6 protein-coding genes and 1 pseudogene are annotated in these 9575 nt (G+C 68.8%); 6 read left to right on the forward strand and 1 reads right to left on the reverse strand.

Annotated features, from left to right (window positions below):
* Positions 1-106 precede the first annotated feature (106 nt).
* From dusB to trkA, 6 genes are all read left to right on the forward strand, one after another.
* Positions 107-1114: a tRNA dihydrouridine synthase DusB gene (dusB, locus tag GHC57_RS13835; protein ID WP_153345245.1), complete on the forward strand. Its 1008-nt coding sequence runs from the start codon at positions 107-109 to the stop codon at positions 1112-1114.
* Positions 1111-2286: a two-component system sensor histidine kinase NtrB gene (locus GHC57_RS13840; protein WP_425500680.1), complete on the forward strand. Its 1176-nt coding sequence runs from the start codon at positions 1111-1113 to the stop codon at positions 2284-2286. Before dusB ends, GHC57_RS13840 begins: the two co-directional genes overlap by 4 nt.
* The gene (gene ntrC / locus GHC57_RS13845) at positions 2283-3785 is read left to right on the forward strand and encodes a nitrogen regulation protein NR(I) (RefSeq protein ID WP_153345247.1); all 1503 of its coding nucleotides are present in this window, start codon (positions 2283-2285) and stop codon (positions 3783-3785) included. The genes GHC57_RS13840 and ntrC overlap by 4 nt, the downstream gene beginning before the upstream one ends.
* Before the next feature lie 39 nt (positions 3786-3824).
* Positions 3825-6155, forward strand: a complete 2331-nt coding sequence (locus tag GHC57_RS13850; protein ID WP_246152312.1) for a sensor histidine kinase NtrY-like — start codon at positions 3825-3827, stop codon at positions 6153-6155.
* Positions 6156-6276: 121 nt separating this feature from the next.
* The gene (gene ntrX / locus GHC57_RS13855) at positions 6277-7749 is read left to right on the forward strand and encodes a nitrogen assimilation response regulator NtrX (protein ID WP_153345259.1); all 1473 of its coding nucleotides are present in this window, start codon (positions 6277-6279) and stop codon (positions 7747-7749) included.
* A gap of 34 nt (positions 7750-7783) precedes the next feature.
* Complete coding sequence (trkA, locus tag GHC57_RS13860; protein ID WP_153345251.1) at positions 7784-9160, forward strand: Trk system potassium transporter TrkA; 1377 nt, start codon at positions 7784-7786, stop codon at positions 9158-9160.
* Positions 9161-9384: 224 nt separating this feature from the next.
* Here the strand turns inward: trkA and GHC57_RS19590 are convergent.
* Positions 9385-9575 (reverse strand): annotated as a pseudogene (locus tag GHC57_RS19590) (IS110-like element ISEc32 family transposase); the annotation flags it as partial.

Consider the following 9575-nt stretch of genomic DNA (forward strand, 5'->3'; position numbering starts at 1 on the left):
CAGGTCGCGCAAAAAACGGACGCATCACCCCGCAGAGGGCTCGCCAACTGCCTAAACAGTGTGCATAATGCGCCGCACACCCAGCCTCAGGCCGCGTATCCGCCCCATGACCCTTTCCATCGGTCCCGTTCACCTGGACGCCCCGGTCCTGCTCGCGCCCATGTCGGGCATCACGGACGGACCGTTCCGGCGGCTCGCCCATCGGTTCGGCTGCCCGCTGTCGTTCTCCGAGATGATCGCCAGCGGCCGCGTGGCCGCGCGGCACGACGAGACGTTGCGCATGGGGACCGGCGGCCCCGAGGCGGGCCCGGCCGCCGTCCAGCTCGCCGGGTGCGAGCCGGACGTGATGGCCGAGGCCGCCCGCATCTGCGCGGATCGGGGCGCGGCCCTGATCGACATCAACATGGGCTGTCCGGTCAAGAAGGTGGTCAAGGGTCAGGCGGGCTCGGCGCTGATGCGCGACGAGCGCCTGGCCGCCGCCATCATCGCGGCGGTGGTGAAGGCCGTGGCCCTGCCGGTGACGCTGAAGATGCGGACCGGCTGGGACCCCGAGACCCGGAACGCGCCGCGTCTCGCCCGCATCGCCGAGGACCTGGGCGTGCGCATGGTCACGGTCCACGGCCGCACGCGCGACCAGATGTACGGCGGTCGGGCCGACTGGGCCTTCATCGGCGAGGTCAAGGCGGCCGTCTCGATCCCCGTGATCGGTAACGGTGACGTGGCCTCGGTTGAGGATGCGCGCCGGCTGATGGCCGTCTCGGGCGCCGATGGCGTCATGATCGGGCGCGCCGCTCAAGGACGACCCTGGCTGCCCGGGCTGGTCGCGCACGGCCTGACCACGGGCACGTCGCCCGCCGCGCCGGACCTCTCGACACGGGCCGCGGTCGCCCTGGAGCATTTCGATGCGCTGTGCGCGCATTATGGGGAATACCGGGGGCTCCGTCTGGCGCGCAAGCACATGGCCTGGGCCGTGGACGGGGTGCGCGACGCCAATGGGTTCCGCCGCGCCTTCAACGCCGAGACCGACGCCGCCCGCGCCCGCGATCTGGTGCGGGCGTTCTGGCGGGAGGTCGCGGCAGAGCCCGAAACGGGCGAGGGGAGGGTCGCGGCATGAGCCGGAGGCTCAAAGTGGTCGGTGGCGTGGGGGGCGTCGGCGGCGGCCGGATGACCCCGGACCTGCCCATCGACGCCGTGGCGGTGCTGAACGCCATTGCCTCGGCCGTGGTGGTGATCGACCGGGACGATCGTGTGGTGTTCCTCAACGCCGCCGGGGAACAACTGTTCGAAAGCAGCCTGGGGCACCTGAAGGGCACGCCCCTTGAGGATCTGGTGCCGCGCAACAGCCAGACCTTCTCGCTGATTTTCCAGGCCCGGCGGAACACCTCGGCGGTGTCCGAGTACGAAGTGGAGATCGACACCCCCCGCACGGGTCCGCGCGTCATGACCATCCAGGTTTCGCCGCACGTGGAAATGCCCGGCTGGGTCGTGGTGCAGTTCCAGGAGCATTCGAAGGCCCTGCGCATGGGCCAGCAGATGCTCAGCCGGGGCGCGGCGCGGTCGGTGTCCGCCATGGCCCGCCTGCTGGCGCACGAGGTCAAGAACCCGCTGTCCGGAATCCGGGGCGCGGCGCAGTTGCTCGACCAGAGCGTGGCGGAGACGGATCGGGTGCTCACCCAGCTCATCCGGGACGAGACCGACCGCATCGTGGCGTTGCTGGATCGCATGGACGTGTTCTCGGACGGCGGCGGCCTGAACCGCGAGGCCGTGAACATCCATCTGGTGCTGGAGCACGTGAAACGCCTGGCCGAGAACGGGTTCGCGAAAGGGGTCCGGATCGTCGAGAGCTATGACCCGTCGCTGCCGTCCGTGCTGGGCAACCGCGACCAGCTCGTGCAGGTGTTCCTGAACCTGGTGAAGAACGCGGCCGAAGTGGTGTCCGCCGACGGGGGCGAGATCGTGCTCTCCACGGCCTACCAGCACGGCCTGCGGCTGGCGGCGCCGGGCTCGGCGGATCGGCTCGACCTGCCCTTGGTGGTGACCGTGCGCGACAACGGACCGGGCATTCCCGAGGATATGCGCGGCCATCTGTTCGAACCCTTCGTCACCAACAAGCCGTCGGGCAGCGGCCTGGGCCTGCCCCTGGTGGCGAAGATCATCACCGACCATGGCGGCATCGTGGAATTCGACACGCAGCCGGGTCGCACCGTGTTCCGGGTCGTGCTGCCGCTGGCGCCGTCCGACCGGATGGCGGCCGAAGACGCAAGACCCGCGGAGGACTGGCGATGAAGGAGGTGCTGGGGGATCCCCGGTCGGTTACGGCTCCGTCCGCGCTGCATGATCCGGCGGCCAAGGGGCGAACCATCCTGATCGCCGACGACGACCGGGCCATCCGGACCGTGCTGACGCAGGCCTTGGGGCGCGCGGGTTACGAGGTGCGCACCACCGGGGCGGCCGCCACGCTGTGGACCTGGGTCTCGGAAGGGCTCGGGGATCTGGTCATCACGGATGTGGTGATGCCGGACGAAAACGGCCTGGACCTGATCCCGCGCATCAAGAAGATCCGCCCCGAACTGCGCATCATCGTGATGAGCGCCCAGAACACCCTGCTGACCGCCGTCAAGGCGACCGAGCGCGGCGCGTTCGAATACCTGCCCAAGCCGTTCGACCTGACCGAACTGGTCAACGTGGTCCGCCGCGCCCTCTCCACGCCCGCGCGGGCCGTGGCCGCGCCGGGTCTGGAGGCCGACGATCAGGAGGGTCTGCCGCTGATCGGGCGCTCGGCGGCCATGCAGGAAATCTACCGCACGCTCGCCCGGCTGATGAACACCGACCTGACGGTGATGATTACCGGGGAGTCGGGGACCGGAAAGGAACTGGTGGCGCGCGCCCTGCACGACTACGGCAAGCGCCGGGCCGGGCCGTTCGTGGCCGTGAACATGGCCGCGATTCCCCGGGAATTGATCGAATCCGAACTGTTCGGGCACGAGAAGGGTGCGTTCACCGGCGCCACGGCGCGCGGTGTCGGCCGGTTTGAGCAGGCGGACGGCGGCACCCTGTTCCTGGACGAGATCGGCGACATGCCGCCGGAGGCGCAAACCCGCCTGCTTCGGGTGCTGCAGGAAAACGAGTACACCACCGTCGGCGGTCGCACGGCCATTCGGGCGAACGTGCGGATCGTCGCCGCCACCCACCGTGACCTGACCCAGCAGATTCGCCAGGGCCTGTTCCGCGAGGACCTGTTCTACCGGCTCAACGTGGTGCCGATCCGCCTGCCGCCCCTGCGCGAGCGGTCAGAGGACATTCCGGAGCTGGTCCGCCATTTCCTGGCCGAGGTCGCGGCCGAGGGCCTGCCCGCCAAGGGGCTGGACGCGGCCGCCATGGACCGCCTGAAGCGGCACCGCTGGCCCGGCAACGTGCGCGAACTGGAAAACCTGGTGCGCCGACTGGCGGCGCTGTACTCGCAGGAGAGCATCGGCGTGGACGTGATCGAGGCCGAACTGGCCTCCGCCCCGCCGGTCCTGAACACAAGCACCGGCGGCGAGGGCCTGAGCGGGCTGGTGGAACGCCACCTGCGGGAGTACTTCGCCGCGCACAGCGACACGCTGCCGGCGGCGGGGCTGCACGACCGCGTGCTCCGGGAGGTGGAACGCCCACTCATCGCCCTGTCGCTGGAGGCCACGCGGGGCAACCAGATCAAGGCCGCCCATTTGCTGGGGTTGAACCGCAACACGCTGCGCAAGAAGATCCGGGAACTGGACATCCAGGTGATCCGGGGCGTCCGGTGACGGAGCGCAGGTCGCATGGATGCCCGGGAGCCTGATCTCATGACCGACGCCACAGGTGGCCGCACGCTCCATCGCCGCCTGCTGCGCCTCGGGCTGAAGGCCCGACGGATGCGGTTCACGCGCGTGCTGACCCTGGTGCTGGCGGTGGCGGCCGTGATCTCCGTCGGCGTGACCGCCGCCGTGCTGATGGGGGTCGGCCCCACCATCGATGATCCGGCGGCGATGCTGGCGCTGCTGAACGTCAACCTGGTCATCATGCTGGCGCTGGGCGTGCTGGTCGCCCGCCGGCTGGTGAAGGTCTGGATCGCGCGGCGTAGCGGTGGGGCCGGGTCGCGCCTGCACGTGCGGCTGGTGGTGCTGTTCGGCGTGGTGGCCGTGACTCCGGCCATCCTCATGTCGATCTTTTCCATCCTGATCTTTCAGGTTGGCGTGCAGGGGTGGTTCTCTTCCCGGGTGTCGACCGCGCTGGACGAATCCCTTCAGGTCGCCCAGGCGTACCTGCGGGAGCATCAGCAGGCCATCGCCGGCGACGTGCTGGCCATGGCCAACGACCTGAGCCGGGACTGGCTGCGGATCAGCCGCAATCCCGAGAGTCTCAACCAGTTTCTCGGTGCCCAGTCCGCCCTGCGCAACCTGACCGAGGCCGTGATTTTCGGCAAGGACGGCAAGGTCATCGCGCGCGCCGGGTACACGTTCTCGCTGCAGTTCGAGCAGGTCCCGTTCTGGGCCATGGACCGCGCCGACAATGGCGATGTCGCCCTTCTGACCGGCGAGAACGACGACCGCGTGCGCGGGCTGGTCCGGCTCGGCCTGGACAGCCTCACGCCGCTTTATCTCTACGTCGGGCGCTTCGTGGATCCCAAGGTGCTGGGCGCCATTGAGAGCACGGAAGAGGCCGTGGACCAGTATCGGGAACTGGAGGGACGTCGCTCCGGCTACGAGCTGACCCTGTCCATGATCTTCATCATGGTCTCGGTGCTGCTGCTGCTCGCGGCCGTGGCCGTGGGCCTGACCATGGCCACCCGTCTGGTGCAGCCGATCATGGCCCTGATCGAGGCCGCCGACCGGGTGCGCCAGGGCAACCTTCGGGTCCGGGTCAGCGAGATCGTGGCCAACGACGAGGTCGCCTCGCTGTCGCGCGCCTTCAACCGCATGACCGCCCAGATCGAGGCCCAGCAGAAAAGCCTGATGGCGGCGAACCAGGAACTGGACGAGCGGCGCCGGTTCACCGAGACCGTGCTCGCCGGGGTGTCCGCCGGGGTGATCGCGCTGGACAGGAACGGGCATATCACGCTGGCCAACCGCCCGGCGGGGGATTTGCTGGGCGAGGGTCTGGACGGCTGGATGGGGCGGCCGGTCGAGCGGCTGATGCCCGAGATCGACGCGCTGGTGGCCCAGTGCCGGGCGCGGCCGGACCGGCCGGCGCAGGCGGAGATCAGCCACGGTCAGGGGGGCCGTGGGCTGACCCTGCTGGTGCGGGTCAGTGCCGAGCGGGACGAGGACGGCGATATCCTGGGGTACGTCCTCACTTTCGACGACATCACCGAGTTGCAGCAGGCCCAGCGCAAGGCCGCCTGGGCGGATGTGGCCCGCCGCATCGCCCACGAGATCAAGAACCCGCTGACCCCGATCCAGTTGTCGGCGGAGCGCCTGAAGCGACGGTATCTGAAGCAGCTCACCCACGATCAGGACACCTTCATCCAGTGCACCGACACCATTGTCCGGCACGTCGGCGATATCGGCCAGATGGTGGACGAGTTCTCGGCCTTCGCGCGCATGCCGGCGCCCTCCATGCGCCTGGAGCGGCTGGACGAAATCGTCCGGCAGGCCGTCGTCCTGCAGCGCACCGCCTACACACGCATCACGTTCCAGGCCGATGTGCCGGACCACGCGGTCAAGCTGCGCTGCGACGCCCGCCAGATCAGCCAGGCCCTGACCAACCTGCTCAAGAACGCGGTGGAGGGGATTGACGGCCGATTGGAAAAGGAAAAGGATCACTCATCGGAGCCGGGGGCCATTCTGGTCCGCATCGAGGACGGGCCCGAAAGGGTGACGATTGTCGTGGAAGACAACGGGAAGGGGCTTCCGGACGGAGATCGCAGCCGGCTGACCGAACCCTACGTGACCACGCGCAGCAAGGGGACGGGCCTGGGGCTCGCCATCGTGCGCAAAATCCTTGAGGATCACGGGGGGGCCTTGCTCCTGGAGGATCGACCGGGCGGCGGGGCGCGCGTCTCGCTCGACCTCCCGCGGGCCCCGGCCGGCGGGGCAGACACGCCGGAGGCCGCCCAGGACGCAGAAGGGCCGAGGGGCGCGAGGGGCGCGAGGGGCGAAGGCGTCGGGTCCCAAGCCGTCGCCCCGACACGCTAGCAGGCGCCGGAATGGGGCGCCAGGAAAGGAACGGGTTGTCGAGGCACCATGACTGAGTCCAGGACAATGGCTTTCACGAACGGAGACGGGGCGCCCCTCGGGGTCTCCTGTCAGCGTGCCCATGTCGCATGACATCCTGATCGTTGACGACGAGGCCGACATCCGGATGGCCGTGGCCGGGATCCTGGAGGATGAGGGATACACCTGCCGGGAGGCGACCGATAGCGACAGCGCCCTTCAACTCATCTCGGCGCGGCGCCCGAGCCTCGTGATCCTGGACATCTGGCTGGAAGGCAGTCGCCTGGACGGCCTGGAACTGCTGGACGTCATCCTGCGCGAAACGCCGATGATGCCGGTCCTGATGATCAGCGGGCACGGCACCATCGAAACGGCCGTGTCCGCCATCAAGAAGGGCGCATACGACTTCATCGAGAAGCCGTTCAAGACGGATCGTCTGCTGCTCATGGCTGAACGCGCCATCGAGGCCGCCCGCCTGAAGCAGGAGAACGCGGAACTGCGCATCCGCATCGGTCCGCAAAGCGAACTGATCGGCGAGAGCCACTCCATCCAGCAATTGCGCGGCGCGGTGGCCAAGGTGGCGCCGACCGGCTCGCGCGTGCTCATCAGCGGCGCGCCCGGCACCGGCAAGGAGGTGGTGTCGCGCATGATCCACGCGCGCAGCCGCCGGTCCGACCAGCCGTTCGTCGTCGTCAATTGCGCCGCCATGCATCCGGACCGCATGGAACTGGAGCTGTTCGGCACGGAATCCGGCCTGGACGGGCCGGGCTCGCCGCGCAAGGTCGGCCTGTTCGAGCAGGCCAACGGCGGCACCCTGCTGCTGGACGAGATCGCCGACATGCCACTGGAAACCCAGGGCAAGCTGGTGCGTGTCCTGCAGGAACAGTCCTTCGAGCATGTGGGCGGCACCCGCAAGGTGGCCGTCGATGTGCGCGTCATCGCGACGAGTCACCGCGATCTGCAGTCGGAAATCCAGGGCAGCCGGTTCCGCGAAGACCTGTACTACCGCCTGGCCGTGGTGCCGCTGCGGGTGCCGTCGATGGTGGAGCGGCGCGGCGACATTCCCGTGCTGGCGCGCTATTTCATGGAAACGGCGGCCCGCTCGGCCGGCATTCCCCCGCGTCCGCTGGGCGAGGACGCCATGGCCGCGTTGCAGGCCTATGACTGGCCGGGCAACGTGCGCCAGTTGCGCAACGTGATCGACTGGCTGCTCATCATGGCGCCGGGCGAGAGCCGCGATTCCATCCGCGCCGACATGCTGCCGAACGAGATCAGCGCGCTGACGCCGGATACCCTGCGCCTGGAGAAGTCGCCCGAGATCATGACCCTGCCCCTGCGGGAGGCGCGCGAGATGTTCGAGCGCGACTACCTGCTGGCCCAGGTCACGCGCTTCGGCGGCAACGTCTCGCGCACGGCGGAGTTTGTCGGCATGGAGCGCTCGGCCCTGCACCGCAAGCTGAAGAGCCTGGGCGTCGCCGGGGCCGGGGCCGCCGGTCAGGCCGCAGGCGCCGCCGCCGGGCTGGAGGGGCAGGGCGTCGCGGCGGCGACCAACGGCGCGCGCGGGTCCTCGTCCTGACCCGCACGGTCCTGTCCGGGAAGGGGGGATCCCCATGAAGGTCATCGTCTGCGGGGCCGGTCAGGTCGGCTTCAGCATCGCGCGCTATCTGGCGTCGGAGGGCAACGACGTCACCGTCATCGACCAGCGGCCGGATCTGATCCGCAAGATCTCGGACAGTCTGGACGTGCAGGCGATGGTGGGGCACGCCTCGCACCCGGGTGTGCTCGATGCCGCCGGGGCCGCCGATGCGGAAATGCTGATCGCGGTGACCCACGCCGACGAAGTCAACATGATCGCCTGTCAGGTGGCGCACTCGCTGTTCCACGTGCCGACCAAGATCGCCCGCGTTCGCGCCCAGGACTACCTGGAGGACCAGTGGGCGAACCTGTTCAGCCGCGAGAACATGCCGATCGACGTCACCATTTCGCCCGAGATCGAGGTGGCCAAGGCCGTGATCCGGCGTCTTCGGGTGCCGGGAGCGACCGAACTCATCACGCTGGCCGACAATCGGGTCCGCCTGCTGGGCGTGCGCTGCACCGAGGACACCCCGGTCAACTTCACCCCGATCCGCCAACTCGCCGCCCTGTTCCCGGAGCTGGCCATCGTCATCGTGGGCATCGTGCGCCAGGACCGCCCCATGGTGCCGTCGCCCGACGACCAGATGTTGCCGGGCGACGATGTGTACTTCGTCTGCGCCACCGACCATCAGGCGCGGGCGCTGGCGGCCTTCGGGCACGAGGAACCGGAGGCGCGCCGGATCCTGGTGCTGGGCGGCGGCAACATCGGGCTGTTCCTGGCCCAGCGGCTGGAAAAGGACTTTCCCCACGTCTCGGTCAAGGTCATCGAGCAGGACCGCACACGGGCCGAGTTCGTCGCCAAGACCCTGAGCCGCTCGGTGGTCATCAACGGGGACGTGCTGGACCAGGAGATCCTGGAGGAGGCCGGCGTCGCCCAGACGGAAACCGTGGTCGCGGTCACCAACGACGACGAGAACAACATCCTGGCCTCGCTGCTGGCCAAGCGCAGCGGCTGCCAGCGGGCGGTGACGCTCATCAACAAGTCCACCTATAACCCGCTGGTCTCCACGCTGGGGGTGGACGTGGTGGTCAACCCGCGCAGCATGACGGTCTCGACCATCCTGCAGCACGTGCGGCGGGGCCGAATCCACAGCGTGCATTCCCTGCACGAGGGCTTCGGCGAACTGATCGAGGCCGACGCCCTGGAGACGTCCGGGCTGGTCGGGCGCCCCCTGCGCGAGGTGCGGCTGCCGGCCGGCGTGATCCTGGGCGCGGTGGTGCGCGGCGGTCAGGTCATCAGCCCGCGCGGCAGCACGGTGCTCAAGGCCGGGGACCGGGTCGTGCTGTTCGCCGCCGCCGGGGCGATCAAGAAGGTGGAGAAGATGTTCTCGGTCCGTCTGGAGTTCTTCTGAGGCCAACGGCCTCTTACTTACTGGGACCGTTGAAGCCCGTGACCGGCCAGGGCTCCGAACCCGGATGACCGTTCTGTGACACCGTTGGGGTCGAACCCGCCTCTCGAGGTCCTTCGGTCGCCCCCGGCGACGCGTCGCGTCGCCGCAAAGGGGCGCGACCATCGGAACGATGGTCGCGGGGGCTCCCTCAGGATGACACACTTTTAATAGAGAGTGTCATCAACTCAGTTTGTGGCGGGTTCGGGCTGAGGCCGGAGGACCGCGTTTGCGATGGTGACGAGCTTTCTGGCAACGGCGAGGAGTGCGCCTTTTGGTGTCTTTTTGTTTCCGATAAGCCGTTCGTAGAAGGCCTTGAGGTCGGGGTTGTATCGCACGGCGGAGAGCGCGGCCATGAAGAGCTTGGATCGCAAGGCGC

The organism is Roseospira navarrensis, from assembly GCF_009601025.1.
GTDB classification, from domain to species: Bacteria; Pseudomonadota; Alphaproteobacteria; order Rhodospirillales; family Rhodospirillaceae; genus Rhodospira; species Rhodospira navarrensis.